This is a genomic window from Streptococcus sp. V940, assembly GCF_054353495.1.
This window is the reverse complement of sequence record NZ_JBTHHZ010000001.1, coordinates 1-12,830: the sequence shown is the minus strand read 5'-3', so window position 1 is coordinate 12,830 and position 12,830 is coordinate 1. Positions and strand designations below refer to the sequence as shown.

Below are 12,830 nucleotides of genomic sequence, written 5' to 3'. Positions count from 1 at the left end.
AAGAAAATACAAAAAAAAGAACAACTTTATTAAAAAGTTGTTCCATCTTTTTTGATGCGACACGTCCGGTGAATTTCTAAACCAGTTTGTTTTTCATAACCCGGTCTGAATTTTTCATCTGGTATAACTTGACCATCTTCCAGTAAAGCCAAGGAATGATATTGCTGCAGAAATTCATCACATTCCTCACACCAACGCTTATCCTCCGGATTCCAAAATATGGTCATTAAGTCTCCTCGACTTTTATATAGTGGAATTTTCTTTTCCAGTTCAAACCAGCAAGATTTATAATACTTCAAGGCATCATAGTAATTTTCAAATTTCTTACTACTAATGACGTCTTCTTCCCATCCTTCTATGAACCACCAAGGTTCAAAATCCCCGTACATTTCTATAACTCGATACATAGTTTCATTTCCTTTGTATCGTATATTATAGCGAAATTTTAAGAACAATGAAAGAAATTTGCTTGCTTTCACGAATTATCTAATATTTTCAAAAAATCCAGCTATTCTAAAAAGAATAACTGGATTCAAAATTCGATTAACCTTCTGAAATATCGTTTTCAATGATAACCTTAATCGCATGATGATCTGCAGCCTTACCAAATACTTCATAGGCCTTTTCAATTTCACTTAGTTTGAAGTAATGAGTTACCAATTTTTCTGGTTCAATTTTATGGCTTTCTAAAGCTTTCAAAAGCTGAGGAGTTGTATTGGTAGAAACCAATCCAGTAGTAACATTAATGTTACGAATCCATAGAGTATCCAAATCAAACTGAACTGGCTTACCATGCACACCACAGTTGGCAACTGTTCCATCTACACCGATAATCTTTTGGCAGAGATCAAACGTTTCAGGAATACCAACAGCTTCTATAGCAACATCCACACCTCTACCATCTGTTAAATCATAAATTTCTTGAATTGCCTTTTCAGGGTCTGAAGAATTAATCTTATGAGTAGCACCGAAAGAAACTGCAGTATCCAAACGGTTATCGTCTAGGTCTACCATGATCAATTTAGCAGGTGAATAGAATTGAGCAGTCAATAGAGCTGCTAAGCCAACTGGACCTGAACCAACGATAGCCACACTACAACCAGGCTCTACTTTTCCTTTTAAGACACCAATTTCATAACCAGTTGGTAGGATATCAGATAACATAACCAAGGCTTCGTCAGACAAATCAGCTGGAGTGTGATAAAGTGTATTATCAGCATGAGGAACACGAAGATATTCTGCTTGCATACCGTCGATCAAATGTCCAAAAATCCAACCGCCTTCGTCTTCACAGTGGGCATAGATTCCTTTCTTACAGTAGTAGCATTTACCACAGGCACAAACACAAGAAATCAAAACCTTATCGCCTTTTTTGAAATTTGATACTCCTGATCCAACTTCCTCTACAATCCCGATTCCTTCATGGCCAAGGATAGTTCCACTCTTACATGCAGGGACATCTCCTTTGATAATATGAAGATCTGTTCCACAAATAGTAGTTTTTACAATACGCACAATAGCGTCAGTTGGCTTGCGAATAACTGGTTTGTCAACATCAACAAATGAAGCAAGTCCTGGTTTAACATAAGTATAGGCTTTCATAAAGCTTACCTCCGTTTTTTTATTTGTATTGTTTATATCATAATTGTAAGCCTTTTCATAAATAAAATCAAGTAATATGTGAAGAAAATAACAAACTAAGTTAAAAAAAGTAGAAACTAAACTAGTTTCTACTTTAGAGATTATGCTTGATAACGTTTTTCACCATCAAGGTAAGTTGCTACCAATTCCAAATCCTTATCAAGAACGATAAAGTCAGCATCGTAGCCTTCACGGATTTGTCCACAAACGTCATCAATATGAACTGATTTTGCTGGGTTGAGACTGGCCATCATAACTGCTTCATGTGGATTTGCAATACCCCATTCAACAACATTTTTCAAACCGTCTTTAAGTTTGAGAATAGAACCTGCCAAGTTCCCAGTAGATTTGAGACGTGCAGTACCATTTGCAACCACAACTGGGAATTCTCCTAGCATGTAGTCACCATCTTGCAAACCACCCGCTGTCATACAGTCAGTGATAAGAGCAATATTTTCAGTACCTTTTTGTTTAAGTAGAATGTCACAGGCCTTAGGATCAACGTGATGCCCATCGCATATCAATTCAGCATAAGTATGTGGCAATTCATACATAGCACCAACCATACCAAGCTCACGGTGAGTTAAGCCACGCATACCATTATAAGCATGAACCCAAACACTTGCACCAGCGTCAACAGCCTTCTTAGCCTGATCAAAAGTTGCATTTGAGTGACCTAAAGCAACAGTAACACCCTCACCAGTAACCGTACGTACAAAGTCCTCAACACCTTCACGTTCAGGTGCAAGGGCAATTTTATTTAGAAGACCATTAGCAGCCTTCTGCCAAGCACGAAATTCATCCATGCGAGGATCTTTCATGTAAGCAGGATTTTGAGCTCCTTTAAATTCCTCAGTAAAGTATGGACCTTCAAAGTAAATTCCACGAATTTTAGCACCAGAAGCCTCTTGATAACGAGCACCAATATTTTCAGTAACAGCTAATAATTGTTCGTATGATGATGTTAGAGTAGTTGGTAGGAAACTAGTAACACCTGTGCTAAGAAGACCTTCACTCATTGTATGAAGAGTACCTTCGATGTTATTATCCATAACATCAACCCCACCAAATCCGTGAATATGTGTATCAACAAGACCAGGAGCAATACTATAACCAGTATAGTCAATAATTTCTGCGTCCTCAGATACTTGATCCACATGCTTACCAAATTTTCCATCAACTAGTTCAAGAAAACCACCACGGCGCACACCATGAGGATAGAAAAATTGATCCGCTTTAATATATTTAGGCATAATGATAACCTCCGTAATTCATTTTTTCTAATATTTATTATGTCAATTACATTATAAACCTTTCTGTGTAATTTGTAAATGGTATAGACCTATTATAGTTAAATTTATAATGAAATAAATTAATATTTAGTAAATATATAGTAAAGTAATATTGAACATTGAGGTTTACAATAAAATTTAGAAAAATATAAGTAATTTTAAGTAACTGCGAGAGAAAAAATGGAAGAAAAAATAAAAAGACAAGGTCCGAAAACCTTGTCTTTATTACTATACCGGCGGCCGGGGTCGAACCGGCACGTCCTTGCGGACACTGGATTTTGAGTTCAATTCCTGTATTTTTTGAAACTTAAAACTTTGATTTAATAATGTTTTAAGGCTTTTAAATTTTATAAAATGGACTCTTTTTTTCAAATTTCAGTAACTTTTAGGTAACTGAAGACAAATTTCAATTTGATGTTGATAACACTAAAAGTTTCGTATAAATAGTTGATTTAACTGCATAACAACATTAAGTGTTTATATTATTAAAGGCGATTGGTTATCAAACGGTGGACTTGTTGTATGATTCCTAGATAGTAGACTGCTTGCAAGTATGCCTTAGCTTCTTCAGGTAAATCTTGAGTGAGTTCATTGAAGTATTCATTATTTTTATGTAAATAAAAGTTAGTTATAAATGAAGATATGTAATACATTGAAATTAAATATCATCTATGATAGTTGGTCATAAAAACTTTCACTTTCAATTTCTTCTCTAGACATTATTGTTATTCCTCGAAAATATTCTAGATAGTTCTCAACTGTGCTCCTACGAGCAAGAGTCATTATCAAAGTTTCATTATCTTTCACATCGCTAAACGGACTGTTTGAGAATAAATTTTTACATTGATTCAAGTAGTCGATTTTTCTGTGCGCTCTTTTAACTCTATTTATCACACTTCCCGAATTCAAATCTGTTTGAAGGTCTAATAAAAAAGTACGTATCCCGAATTTACATTCATAGAATGATAATGTTTTAGTTTTAGAATTTTTAAAAACTACATCACACTTTGTATTAGCAAAAGGTTCTCCACGAAATAGTTCTTTACGTTTGTATTTAATTAATGGTTCAAAAAATACTTTTCCATCTCTACCAGGTATTTTTTTCCATTTCATTACAATATATTCAAAATATCCAGTAAAAATATTTTGATAATAATGATGAGTTACATTAGGATTCTCAAATAAATTTAGAATTACCTTTTTCACCTCGTCAAAAATATCTGAATTAACACGAAAACCATTTAACTCTTCCTCCGCTTTTAAGCGATTTAATCTTCTTGTGATAATATCTTTATCCCGATTATTACTTCTCTGAGTAAAAAAGAATTCATTAACAATCCTATAACAAGAATAATCTGAGGAGACACAGCTATATAACTGAGCAATTATATTATTTTTAATTGGGGAATTATTTGTAAAAACTCTAAAGCGAATATGTTTTATTTTATATTTCTGAGTCATCGCCAATCAACTCCCAAAATTTATATGGTATGTTAAGAGTACTAAATTTTGTTTCGTTGAGTAATTCATGGAATCTATATCGAACATATGGTTCAACAATTTCAAATAAAATAAAGTTATCAGCTTTTTCTTCGAGATTAAAATCCTCAACATCGCTTGTAAACTCAATGATATGGGATATCTTAACTAGGATAGTTTTATCATCTTCCTCTGCAAGTCCCATTAAAAAGCTAACTGTAGCTCTAAAATTATTTTTATCATCACCTTTTAATTCCTCGACAATCATGCCAAGCTGAATATCTAAATTTGAGTTTGGTATAAGCTTTTCTTCAAATGTATTAATATTAAAATTAATCTCTGAGGGATAAATTGCTGAAATTGATTCTATTTTCCTCATTTGATTTCTCCTTTGGGAAAGATATGGTATAATTATTTATTTCAAATTTTTGTTCTAACTTTGGTTCTAATTTTTGCTTAAACCCTAATTCATACTTGTTATAAATCTCTTGCAATTTATTATTTAATTTTTCATCTGTAGAGTACAAAATATTGATTGAAGTTTCTACATCAGTATCATCATATAAGAATTCATTTTCTTCACAAATGACTTTATTATAAAACTGAATATATTTTTTAAGTTCACCTGAATAATTTTTTTGTATAGTTTTATCAGCTTTAATTTTATCTATACTTGTAACTCTAGAACGATTTGAAATAACATTTGTAAAATACTGTTTAAGACTATTGTCGTTTTGAATATATTTTTCAATAGTATGACAAAAATTGCCCATATTTTTTTTGTAATCAGAGATTAATTCACTAACTTCATTATCCCGACAATCAAAAGATAATACAATGTTACTGGAATACATAAATTCACCTCCTCATTATTTACAATTATCTTACTGATTATAACCTAATTTCTATACTATTTCAAGTAATTGTCTCGTTAATAAATCAATCACTTTTCATTTTAAATTGAGATGAAATATATAACTTAAACACAATTTTATTCAGGGGTTTCTGATTTGTTATCAAACGGGGGACTTTGTTGCAAGATTTCTAGATAGTAGACTGCTTGCAAGTACGACTTAGCTTCCTGAGATAAATCTTGAGTGAGTTCATTAAAGTATTCATCATTTTTTATCCCCTTTTGTTTTGCAATATAAGGTATTGCTCTTACTAAATCTTTCAATTGATTTATAGCCATTTCAGAGAAATGGAAATTCGGTACATACGCTAACTTATCAAACTCCTCTGTTCCACGCCCGGCACTAACATTACTTTCACCTAACAAATAACTAGTAGTTGTATTAAGTATGGAGGCTATTTTTAAGAGAGTTTGAAAGTTAGGTTCCCTAGCACCACTTTCCCATTTTTGATAAGCCCCTTGACTAGTTTCTAATTTTTGGGCAATTTCTGCCTGAGTAAACCCATTTTTTATTCTCTCTTCTTTTAATCGCTTAGAAAATACTTCGTTTATGTTTACCATTTTTAATCTTTCTATAATAAAAAATCCAAATTGTATTTTTTTGTTGACACAAAATCCAAAATGGATTATAATGATAATAATCCAAAATGGATTTTGGATATTGAGTTAATAATGTTCTGGAGGAAACCGCCTATGATTGTATTAAAAAGTCTTTGATAATCACGACAAAATCAAAGACTAAAAAAACATTTTATTAATATCATTATACCACACTTTCTGTTAGAACGGGGGAATATGGATATAAATAAACTCGTTTCTATGGTTGACGGTTTAAACTCCGTCAGTACTGCTAAAAAATGGATAACCTTAATAAAGGAAATTAGTGGTCATGAGTTTAGAAAAGTTCAAGCAAGAAACAATAGACAGTTTATAAGTTTTTATAACTTCACTGATGTTGATGTTGAGGATTTCAGGACGATTGCTTTTTTGAAAAACGAAATGTCGTTAAAAGATGCTATAAGGGAAACTTATGGAGATATTCATAAACATAAGGAATACACCCTTACTCAGCAAATCGAAAACCTTAAAGAAGATTTTATTACCTTGAATGATAATTTTAAGAATCTGTATTCCAGTAATAAAAAACTGCAAATGAAATTTCAACGATTGGAAAAAGAGCAAGAAGAAATTCTCTCAATACTTGAACTACTTCCGTTTGGTGCTTGGGAAAAAGCTCGTAGGAAGTTCGGCAAGTAGGTTTGTTACGGTCGGCGAGTATGTTACCGCAGACCGTAATAAATCGTAAGCGCAGACGAACAACAAAGAGCTTTTCCAAGGTAAGTGAGGGTGTGTAGTAACACCACCCTCTGCAAGTCAGGTGCATCACTGAGAAAATGCAGTAGTATCAAGGTTTTCCACGGATTTTAAGGCGGTGAAATTAGGCAAAAAGTTGAGTCAAAATTTATGGCAAAAAACGAGAATTTACGTTCTGTTTTTGACTGGATTCAAATCCAGTTCAATACATTCGATTTTTCACTAGAAGAAATAGTTGAAGATATCTTATTTCTTGATACAGAGCTATTTATAATAGATAAAGGCAGTCTTAAATACTATGAATATGACTCTCAGATAAACTATGGTAATATCCGTATCTATTATGGGGATGAAGAAAATTCTTTCATGCTTGTCATGTCAGGACAAGCTTTAGAATTCTATCGAGATATGGTTTTAACCCCAAAAGGACTTTCTGAACGACACTTCTTAGATAATCTATATTCCAATTATAAGTCATTTTCAGTAAGAAGAATTGATATCGCAATAGACGATTTTAATGAAGTCCCTTACTTCACTCCAAATCAGCTTGCTAAACTTTGTAAGAAAAATCGATTCCTATATGGTAAGAGCAACGTCTACACTACATACGGAGATGAGAAAACAGGGCAGACCTTATATTTAAGAAGGCCTTCTGATGATGAACGGCTTAGAATTTATGATAAACGCTTGGAACAAGCTTCAAAGCTCGGTATTAGCAAGAGATTTATCGAAAATTGGATAAGAACGGAGTTAGAACTGCGTAAAGAAAAAGCTCACTACTTCATTCAAGAATGGCTAAAATCAGAAATAGATATTCTAAACTTTACAAAAGGATATCTAAAGGATAAAGTGAAATTTTACACTGATAGTCACTTTACAAAACCTCTAAGGTCTTGGAAAAAATTTTTAGGTGCATCAAAGCCGGTGACTATTACTATTTCAAATAAAAAAACAGAACTGTCAAATAAATTAGAGTGGCTTGTCTTTAAAGGTTCTGGAGCCATTCTAAGAGCATATAAGTTTCTCTATGAAAATGAATTACTATTTGAACTAGAGAAAGAGAACTTTGAAAAATTGGATACTTTGGAATTTCCTCCGGAGTTAGCAAGTCAACTCATAGAAAGGGCAATATCCTTCAAAAGAGAAGACTTAATACCAAAAATTAAAGAGAACATAAAAAGGAGAAATTAACTATGGCAAAAATGCTTTCACAAAACGATTGGGATTTTAATAACATTGGAACTAAATTTGAATTGGATGAGGTACTTCCAAAATTTGAAACTGAAATCAGAGCCGATGAAAATGGCGAGATTATCAAAAATAGTGATGGAAGCGAAAGACGATTTAACACTCAAAATATTATTGGTTGGAAATATAACATCACTATCAAAGATGGACCATTTAAAAAGAAATCAACACAAGTATCCGTTGACAATCCTGAACCATTAGTTGATAATGATTATATTCAAACAATGGACGAAGTCCCAGTTACATTTGAAAACCTTCGAGCTTCAATGATTAGCAAAACGATGTATTATAAGGCTGATGCTATTCACTTAGTAGACAAAAAACAAAAATAACTACTGAATCAAGGGGAGTTAGTCGCTCCCCTTAGTTTATAAAATAAATTAAGGAAAACCAATGATTAAAACAGTAACAAAAGATGATTTAATTGAACTTGGATTTAGTCCTGGTACTGCTAGAAAAATTATACATACTGGGAAAGTGCTATTAGTCAATCGTGGCTTTGCTATCTATAACAATAAACGAATCGGAACAATTCCTGCAACCATAGCTGAAGAACTACTAGGAATAGAATTACAGAAAGAAGCATAGTAAATGGCCGTTCGTAAAAGTAAAAATGGTACATGGATTGCTGATGTTTCTAGTGGAACGAACCCAATAACACTACTACAACGACGAATTGTTAGAAAAGGATTCAAAACAAAAAAAGAAGCTTTGGAAGCCGAGAGATACTTAAGAAGTGTTGAACTAAAAGAGAAAAGCTTTAGCACCAAAATAACAATAGATATGCTTTATCAATTGTTAAAAGAAGAGGATAAAATAAACAATAGAAAAAAGAGCTATATTGATACTCAAGAAAACAATTATAATAAACATATCAAAGACTATTTTTCAAAAGTCAATAATATAGATAAACTAACTTATGAAGATATCTATCAATTTAGGGAACATTTACGAGAAAAGAATGCTAAAAATTCTGAGAAAAAATTGAGTCCAAATACTATCAATAAAATCATGATTCTATTAAAAAAAATACTAGATGTTGGATTAAGAAAAGGATATTACAAGGAACATCCAGTAGGTTTATTGAAAAAATTACCGATAGAAAAAAGAAAAATGCAATTTTGGACAGTTAAAGAATTTAAACATTTTCTTTCTCTATTCAAGGATGACGAATACAATCTTGAATTACTATTTACAGTACTTTTCTTTACTGGCTTACGACTTGGAGAAGCACTCGCTCTTACTTGGGAAGATATAGAATTTACTACAAGTACAATACATGTTAGTAAGTCAATGTATGTAAATAAAGGTGAAGAACATATTAGTTCTACAAAGACAAAATCCGGTACTAGAAGAATCATCATTAATAAAAAACTTATAGAAACACTAGAAGAATGGAAAAAAGAACAGACAAAAAGACTAAGAGAATTTTCAACCGATACTGATAAACTTCAAGTCTTTCAGGATAGTCCAATCACTCTAACAAAAAATTCTATTGAAAAACAATATAAAAAAATTCTAGCTAGAGATAGTTCTTTAAAGAAAATAAGAATTCATGATTTTAGACACTCTCACGCTTCTCTTTTAATAAACCAAGGCGAAGATTACTTAATTGTGAAGGAGAGATTAGGACATGCTTCTATAACTACAACAATTGATACTTACTCTCACTTATACCCAAGTAAACAAAAAGATTTAGCAGATAAGCTAGATGATTTATTATAAAAAGAACAGCCAAAACAAGAGCTGTTCTTTTTCTTATTAAAAATATTAATAACTAAGTTCTACAAAAAAGATTACTTGGTATTCTCACGAACCATTCTTTCAAAGTAATTATCTATACTTTCGGAACTTTTTGTTATTCCTTCCGTTTTATACTTTTCTAAACTTTCTTTAATCGCCTTCTGAGTGACTTCATTGTACTCAGTTAAATCTCTCAAACGCACTTTATTATCGAAATTTTCCACTATAACACCCTCCTATTTTTGATATATAAGAACTCGCTCATGTAAAAAATTCTTCTTTACCAATGCTCCTATATTGGTTCTAGGAGTAAGTAAATCACTAACTAACAGAATATCTACGTCACAATTAAAAACACTAGAAAAAATCCCATAAACATCCATATATTGTGATTCATCTTCTAATTCTAAAGCAATATCTATATCACTATTCTCATCCTCTTCTCCTCTTGCATAGGAGCCAAATAAATAGACCTTTGATAAATTATATTGCTTAGAAATAGGAATAATCTTAGCCTTAATTTCATCTATTGTATAAACCACAAGAAATTTTCCTTTATTCTTTTCGAACAACTTTTAACATTGAATTATAAGAATCATTCATTAACAAAAAATTCGAGAACATCTTTCTTATTACTAAAATCAATTTTAACATGTTTAGACTTTTCTTTCACTAGAGATTGAATATCTCTTTTTGCTTGTTCAACATCGTTCTTTGAATAAATTTTTTTACTTGATAACATAAGAATTCTCCTAGAAAAATATATAACTTATGTTTGAATAAGTAACTGAGTTATAAAATACTTATTTAAAATTAATCTTTTTGTCAAGTATCAGTTATCGTACATATAAGCAATCATGTATGGTAATGTTTTTGTAGCTTTAAAAACAGTTTCATAGCTTTGTCTTCCTTTTACTAGTCCGTACAATGTTATATGGTCATCTTCGGCTATGACTTTCTTATTGTATTCATAAACTCTCCTATTTATCTCTTTCATACAAATAAGCAATCATAAATGGACGTGATGTTAAAGAGTTGTCTGTTTTGTAATGCCAAACTCCATAACTTTGCCCATACAATGTTATTTTATCACCTTCTACTATGCTTTTTCCCAAGTAATCTTTTGGAATAAAAACAGAGATTGCTTTACCATAATTTTCACTTAAATCATTTAAAATTACTTGTAGTAGAATACCTTTATCGTCAGGGTCTTGATTAATTTGAAAAACTTCTCCAGTAACTCGTACCTTCGTATATCGAGGAAATTCATTATGAACCCACGTATCATAGCTAAATGACGAGGAGTATTTCTGCGTATCCATCCTTTCTTTATCGTCGATTGTTAATAAAGACTCAGGAATCTTTTCTGATATTGAAGATTTTGTAGAACTGGAGCTACTTTCTTGAGATGAAGAAGAGCTAGAGCTACTCTTAGATGACGATGTAGAGGGCTTAGACAAACTAGAGATATTCTGTGATGTAGTCACTTTATTCACTATAAAATATGCACTAACCGATAAAACACTGACAACGAGAGCTATTATTAAAATAGGTTTTATCTTACTTTTTTTAGAATTTTGCTTTTTAACTGTGCTACTTTCAATACTGCCTTCAACCTTTATAGCAATATCACCATATAACTCTACATAATCCCCTATACTTGGTTCAAAGTCACAATTCTCGATATTGATTTCCTTTAAACTTCCATCTTCGTATCCAATAAAAACCTTTTCATCAGTAATTTTTATTATTTTCCCAATATTCATTAATATACTCCCTTTTTTAAATTTTTTTTGAAAAATAACCCTATTAATAATAATTATAACATATAATTAGTAACAAAGACTATATTATTATCAAATTTGAATAATAAAAGTAAATAAATGAATAAAATTATTGTTCATAATATAAGTTAAAATAAAGATTAGACTTTAAAAAAATACTTTTAAGTAATTTTAAGTAACTACAAGAGAAAAAAATAGAAGAAAAAATAAAAAGACAAGGCTCGAAAACCTTGTCGTTATTACTATACCGGCGGCCGGGGTCGAACCGGCACGTCCTTGCGGACACTGGATTTTGAGTCCAGCGCGTCTGCCAATTCCGCCACGCCGGCAAATAGTAACTGGGGTAGCTGGATTCGAACCAACGCATGAGGGAGTCAAAGTCCCTTGCCTTACCGCTTGGCTATACCCCAATAATATAAAATAGGCGAGTGAGGGGAATCGAACCCCCGAATGTCAGAGCCACAATCTGATGTGTTAACCACTTCACCACACCCGCCATAACGTTTAACACGGGCAGTAGGAATTGAACCCACACTGAAGGTTTTGGAGACCTTAGTTCTACCTTTAAACTATGCCCGTATAAGATGGAAGGGGAGGGATTCGAACCCCCGAACCCGAAGGAGCGGATTTACAGTCCGCCGCGTTTAGCCTCTTCGCTACCCTTCCGTATAATATAAGAAATGGCGCGAGACGGAATCGAACCGCCGACACATGGAGCTTCAATCCATTGCTCTACCAACTGAGCTACCGAGCCAAATATTGCGGGAGCAGGATTTGAACCTACGACCTTCGGGTTATGAGCCCGACGAGCTACCGAGCTGCTCCATCCCGCGCTAATAATAAATAAAGGAGGATGTGGGATTCGAACCCACGCACGCTTTTACACGCCTGACGGTTTTCAAGACCGTTCCCTTCAGCCGGACTTGGGTAATCCTCCAACAAAATAGTCCGTACGGGATTCGAACCCGTGTTACCGCCGTGAAAAGGCGGTGTCTTAACCCCTTGACCAACGGACCATATTTATAAAAATGGGCACGAGTGGACTCGAACCACCGACCTCACGCTTATCAGGCGTGCGCTCTAACCACCTGAGCTACGCGCCCAAGTTAAAAACTTGGTAATTGAACAAAGTTCAAAGCGGGTGACGAGAATCGAACTCGCGACAACAGCTTGGAAGGCTGTAGTTTTACCACTAAACTACACCCGCTTATATGGGAGTTAACGGGATCGAACCGCTGACCCTCTGCTTGTAAGGCAGATGCTCTCCCAGCTGAGCTAAACTCCCAAAGAGCTAAGCGACTTCCATATCTCACAGGGGGCAACCCCCAACTACTTCCGGCGTTCTAGGGCTTAACTTCTGTGTTCGGCATGGGTACAGGTGTATCTCCTAGGCTATCGTCACTTAACTCTGAGTAA

General features: G+C 33.3%; 17 protein-coding genes, 12 tRNA genes and 1 rRNA gene. 5 read left to right on the top strand and 25 right to left on the bottom strand.

The features are described from left to right. Window positions 1-29: 29 nt before the first annotated feature. The 8 genes from ACXYSM_RS00150 to ACXYSM_RS00115 all read right to left on the bottom strand — a co-directional run bounded on the left by ACXYSM_RS00150 (window position 30) and on the right by ACXYSM_RS00115 (window position 5,886). Window positions 30-407: a DUF1033 family protein gene (locus ACXYSM_RS00150; RefSeq protein ID WP_036752150.1), complete on the bottom strand. Its 378-nt coding sequence runs from the start codon at window positions 405-407 to the stop codon at window positions 30-32. 136 nt (window positions 408-543) lie between these two features. Next, complete coding sequence (locus tag ACXYSM_RS00145; protein ID WP_458633903.1) at window positions 544-1,602, bottom strand: zinc-dependent alcohol dehydrogenase family protein; 1,059 nt, start codon at window positions 1,600-1,602, stop codon at window positions 544-546. A gap of 140 nt (window positions 1,603-1,742) precedes the next feature. Continuing rightward, window positions 1,743-2,894 (bottom strand): N-acetylglucosamine-6-phosphate deacetylase, encoded by a 1,152-nt coding sequence (nagA, locus tag ACXYSM_RS00140; RefSeq protein WP_070676994.1) that lies wholly within the window; start codon window positions 2,892-2,894, stop codon window positions 1,743-1,745. A 524-nt stretch (window positions 2,895-3,418) separates the two neighbouring features. Next, the gene (locus ACXYSM_RS00135; protein ID WP_458633902.1) at window positions 3,419-3,586 is read right to left on the bottom strand and encodes a hypothetical protein; all 168 of its coding nucleotides are present in this window, start codon (window positions 3,584-3,586) and stop codon (window positions 3,419-3,421) included. A 16-nt stretch (window positions 3,587-3,602) separates the two neighbouring features. After that, window positions 3,603-4,394 (bottom strand): hypothetical protein, encoded by a 792-nt coding sequence (locus ACXYSM_RS00130; RefSeq protein WP_458633901.1) that lies wholly within the window; start codon window positions 4,392-4,394, stop codon window positions 3,603-3,605. Beyond that, a complete protein-coding gene (locus ACXYSM_RS00125; protein ID WP_458633900.1) occupies window positions 4,378-4,791 on the bottom strand; it encodes a hypothetical protein in 414 nt (137 codons plus the stop codon). Before ACXYSM_RS00125 ends, ACXYSM_RS00130 begins: the two co-directional genes overlap by 17 nt. Then, on the bottom strand, window positions 4,745-5,266 hold the full coding sequence (locus ACXYSM_RS00120; RefSeq protein ID WP_458633899.1) for a hypothetical protein: 522 nt from the start codon (window positions 5,264-5,266) through the stop codon (window positions 4,745-4,747). The genes ACXYSM_RS00125 and ACXYSM_RS00120 overlap by 47 nt, the downstream gene beginning before the upstream one ends. Window positions 5,267-5,403: 137 nt before the next feature. Beyond that, window positions 5,404-5,886, bottom strand: coding sequence for a helix-turn-helix domain-containing protein (locus tag ACXYSM_RS00115; protein WP_458633898.1), 483 nt, complete (start codon window positions 5,884-5,886; stop codon window positions 5,404-5,406). Window positions 5,887-6,120: 234 nt separating this feature from the next. Here ACXYSM_RS00115 and ACXYSM_RS00110 point away from each other — a divergent pair, with 234 nt between their 5' ends. The 5 genes from ACXYSM_RS00110 to ACXYSM_RS00090 all read left to right on the top strand — a co-directional run bounded on the left by ACXYSM_RS00110 (window position 6,121) and on the right by ACXYSM_RS00090 (window position 9,612). Beyond that, complete coding sequence (locus tag ACXYSM_RS00110; protein ID WP_458633897.1) at window positions 6,121-6,582, top strand: hypothetical protein; 462 nt, start codon at window positions 6,121-6,123, stop codon at window positions 6,580-6,582. Window positions 6,583-6,789: 207 nt separating this feature from the next. Next, on the top strand, window positions 6,790-7,830 hold the full coding sequence (locus ACXYSM_RS00105) for a replication initiation factor domain-containing protein (protein ID WP_458633896.1): 1,041 nt from the start codon (window positions 6,790-6,792) through the stop codon (window positions 7,828-7,830). 2 nt (window positions 7,831-7,832) lie between these two features. Further along, a complete protein-coding gene (locus tag ACXYSM_RS00100) occupies window positions 7,833-8,219 on the top strand; it encodes a hypothetical protein (RefSeq protein ID WP_458633895.1) in 387 nt (128 codons plus the stop codon). Between the two features lie 61 nt (window positions 8,220-8,280). Further along, a complete protein-coding gene (locus ACXYSM_RS00095) occupies window positions 8,281-8,475 on the top strand; it encodes a DUF3173 domain-containing protein (protein ID WP_006144810.1) in 195 nt (64 codons plus the stop codon). A 3-nt stretch (window positions 8,476-8,478) separates the two neighbouring features. After that, window positions 8,479-9,612, top strand: coding sequence for a tyrosine-type recombinase/integrase (locus ACXYSM_RS00090; protein ID WP_458633894.1), 1,134 nt, complete (start codon window positions 8,479-8,481; stop codon window positions 9,610-9,612). 71 nt (window positions 9,613-9,683) lie between these two features. On the opposite strand, the gene ACXYSM_RS00085 is transcribed toward ACXYSM_RS00090, so the two are convergent. From ACXYSM_RS00085 to rrf, 17 genes are all read right to left on the bottom strand, one after another. Beyond that, complete coding sequence (locus ACXYSM_RS00085) at window positions 9,684-9,854, bottom strand: hypothetical protein (protein ID WP_414259636.1); 171 nt, start codon at window positions 9,852-9,854, stop codon at window positions 9,684-9,686. Between the two features lie 12 nt (window positions 9,855-9,866). Next, a complete protein-coding gene (locus tag ACXYSM_RS00080; RefSeq protein ID WP_414259637.1) occupies window positions 9,867-10,172 on the bottom strand; it encodes a nucleotidyltransferase family protein in 306 nt (101 codons plus the stop codon). Window positions 10,173-10,225: 53 nt separating this feature from the next. Next, window positions 10,226-10,372 carry a hypothetical protein gene (locus ACXYSM_RS00075; RefSeq protein ID WP_414259638.1) on the bottom strand — a complete coding sequence of 49 codons (147 nt, stop codon included), beginning with the start codon at window positions 10,370-10,372 and terminating at the stop codon, window positions 10,226-10,228. 238 nt (window positions 10,373-10,610) lie between these two features. Continuing rightward, the gene (locus tag ACXYSM_RS00070) at window positions 10,611-11,396 is read right to left on the bottom strand and encodes a hypothetical protein (protein ID WP_458633893.1); all 786 of its coding nucleotides are present in this window, start codon (window positions 11,394-11,396) and stop codon (window positions 10,611-10,613) included. Between the two features lie 263 nt (window positions 11,397-11,659). Beyond that, window positions 11,660-11,743 (bottom strand) — tRNA-Leu (locus ACXYSM_RS00065). Between the two features lie 9 nt (window positions 11,744-11,752). Next, window positions 11,753-11,824: transfer RNA gene (locus tag ACXYSM_RS00060), tRNA-Gln, on the bottom strand. Window positions 11,825-11,837: 13 nt separating this feature from the next. Then, window positions 11,838-11,910 (bottom strand) — tRNA-His (locus ACXYSM_RS00055). A gap of 12 nt (window positions 11,911-11,922) precedes the next feature. Continuing rightward, a tRNA-Trp gene (locus ACXYSM_RS00050) sits at window positions 11,923-11,993 on the bottom strand. 6 nt (window positions 11,994-11,999) lie between these two features. Continuing rightward, window positions 12,000-12,080, bottom strand: a tRNA-Tyr gene (locus ACXYSM_RS00045). Between the two features lie 15 nt (window positions 12,081-12,095). Beyond that, window positions 12,096-12,168: transfer RNA gene (locus ACXYSM_RS00040), tRNA-Phe, on the bottom strand. A 5-nt stretch (window positions 12,169-12,173) separates the two neighbouring features. Further along, window positions 12,174-12,247: transfer RNA gene (locus ACXYSM_RS00035), tRNA-Met, on the bottom strand. Window positions 12,248-12,261: 14 nt separating this feature from the next. Continuing rightward, window positions 12,262-12,351, bottom strand: a tRNA-Ser gene (locus tag ACXYSM_RS00030). A gap of 7 nt (window positions 12,352-12,358) precedes the next feature. Next, window positions 12,359-12,430, bottom strand: a tRNA-Glu gene (locus ACXYSM_RS00025). A gap of 13 nt (window positions 12,431-12,443) precedes the next feature. Further along, window positions 12,444-12,517: transfer RNA gene (locus tag ACXYSM_RS00020), tRNA-Ile, on the bottom strand. 33 nt (window positions 12,518-12,550) lie between these two features. Next, window positions 12,551-12,621, bottom strand: a tRNA-Gly gene (locus ACXYSM_RS00015). 5 nt (window positions 12,622-12,626) lie between these two features. After that, a tRNA-Val gene (locus ACXYSM_RS00010) sits at window positions 12,627-12,699 on the bottom strand. Window positions 12,700-12,704: 5 nt separating this feature from the next. Continuing rightward, window positions 12,705-12,820: ribosomal RNA gene (gene rrf, locus ACXYSM_RS00005) — 5S ribosomal RNA — on the bottom strand. Window positions 12,821-12,830: the final 10 nt, after the last annotated feature.

What these genes read in the sequence shown, in the direction of transcription:
- ACXYSM_RS00150 (WP_036752150.1), bottom strand. Translation starts at nt 407, where the DNA reads ATGTATCGAGTTATAGAAATGTACGGGGATTTTGAACCTTGGTGGTTC.
- ACXYSM_RS00145 (WP_458633903.1), bottom strand. Translation starts at nt 1,602, where the DNA reads ATGAAAGCCTATACTTATGTTAAACCAGGACTTGCTTCATTTGTTGAT.
- nagA (WP_070676994.1), bottom strand. Translation starts at nt 2,894, where the DNA reads ATGCCTAAATATATTAAAGCGGATCAATTTTTCTATCCTCATGGTGTG.
- ACXYSM_RS00135 (WP_458633902.1), bottom strand. Translation starts at nt 3,586, where the DNA reads ATGTATTACATATCTTCATTTATAACTAACTTTTATTTACATAAAAAT.
- ACXYSM_RS00130 (WP_458633901.1), bottom strand. Translation starts at nt 4,394, where the DNA reads ATGACTCAGAAATATAAAATAAAACATATTCGCTTTAGAGTTTTTACA.
- ACXYSM_RS00125 (WP_458633900.1), bottom strand. Translation starts at nt 4,791, where the DNA reads ATGAGGAAAATAGAATCAATTTCAGCAATTTATCCCTCAGAGATTAAT.
- ACXYSM_RS00120 (WP_458633899.1), bottom strand. Translation starts at nt 5,266, where the DNA reads ATGTATTCCAGTAACATTGTATTATCTTTTGATTGTCGGGATAATGAA.
- ACXYSM_RS00115 (WP_458633898.1), bottom strand. Translation starts at nt 5,886, where the DNA reads ATGGTAAACATAAACGAAGTATTTTCTAAGCGATTAAAAGAAGAGAGA.
- ACXYSM_RS00110 (WP_458633897.1), top strand. Translation starts at nt 6,121, where the DNA reads ATGGATATAAATAAACTCGTTTCTATGGTTGACGGTTTAAACTCCGTC.
- ACXYSM_RS00105 (WP_458633896.1), top strand. Translation starts at nt 6,790, where the DNA reads ATGGCAAAAAACGAGAATTTACGTTCTGTTTTTGACTGGATTCAAATC.
- ACXYSM_RS00100 (WP_458633895.1), top strand. Translation starts at nt 7,833, where the DNA reads ATGGCAAAAATGCTTTCACAAAACGATTGGGATTTTAATAACATTGGA.
- ACXYSM_RS00095 (WP_006144810.1), top strand. Translation starts at nt 8,281, where the DNA reads ATGATTAAAACAGTAACAAAAGATGATTTAATTGAACTTGGATTTAGT.
- ACXYSM_RS00090 (WP_458633894.1), top strand. Translation starts at nt 8,479, where the DNA reads ATGGCCGTTCGTAAAAGTAAAAATGGTACATGGATTGCTGATGTTTCT.
- ACXYSM_RS00075 (WP_414259638.1), bottom strand. Translation starts at nt 10,372, where the DNA reads ATGTTATCAAGTAAAAAAATTTATTCAAAGAACGATGTTGAACAAGCA.
- ACXYSM_RS00070 (WP_458633893.1), bottom strand. Translation starts at nt 11,396, where the DNA reads ATGAATATTGGGAAAATAATAAAAATTACTGATGAAAAGGTTTTTATT.